At 32.2% G+C, this 832-nt stretch carries 1 protein-coding gene; it reads left to right on the top strand.

Translation table 11 applies throughout. The features are described from left to right. Positions 1-104 precede the first annotated feature (104 nt). Positions 105-704, top strand: coding sequence for a hypothetical protein (locus ACE1EF_RS20065; RefSeq protein ID WP_375722497.1), 600 nt, complete (start codon positions 105-107; stop codon positions 702-704). Positions 705-832 lie beyond the last annotated feature (128 nt).

Below are 832 nucleotides of genomic sequence, written 5' to 3'. Positions count from 1 at the left end.
CGTCGTTTTCGGCTTGACAGTCTCCACTTCGTGGGACAGTCAACCGCACGACACCATACCGCGGGAACGTTAGGCCAAATTGGAGACGAATAGATTACAATAAAATGAAATTCTCAAAATTAAATCAGACTAGACTCTTTTATTGGTTGGCATGGATAATATTACTTTTAGCTTTGATTGGATTATATTATCACTCATACCAATCTAAAAATATCCATTATGAAATTATAGAATCAATATTAATTATAGGTTTTACAATAATAATCTTCTCCCTTGGAGATTCTATATTCAGATTACATTTACTGACAGGGACACTTAAGGTTTATGGAGATAAAACAAGACAGAAACCAATTTTTTGGTTTTTCATCGGATTAGGAATTGTTAGTATTTTATTAGGATTTGCAGAAATTAAAGATTTAAACTTATTGGTATTCAGACTAACACTTGGAGTAATTTGGATTATTTCTGCTATAATGAATACAATGGAATATTATATCCTAAAAACTGAGAAACATATAACTAAATTAGGCTATGACTCGCTAAAAATAAGAGATGTAAAAACGATTAATTTCTTAATTGATAAAATCGAATTGGAAACATCTAAAAGTTATATGAATATTTATTATGCCAGACTTAAAGATGGTGAAAAGACAATGATAATTAATGAGTTAGAGAAAATTAAAATAAAAAACAACTTGGCCTAACACACGGTAATAGTGCATGGCAGTACTTTTAAACCAAATAATTCAACGTTCGCAGTCAGCTCCTTTCGTCCTGACAGTTCCTATCCTATCGGACAGAAACTGCCACGACACCATACCGCGGGAACGTT

Source organism: Quyinboa sediminis, assembly GCF_042219855.1.
In the GTDB taxonomy this organism is placed as follows: domain Bacteria; phylum Bacteroidota; class Bacteroidia; order Bacteroidales; family UBA5342; genus JBHJHP01.
The sequence above is the reverse complement of the archived record's forward strand: the minus strand, read 5'-3'. Positions and strand labels throughout refer to the sequence as shown.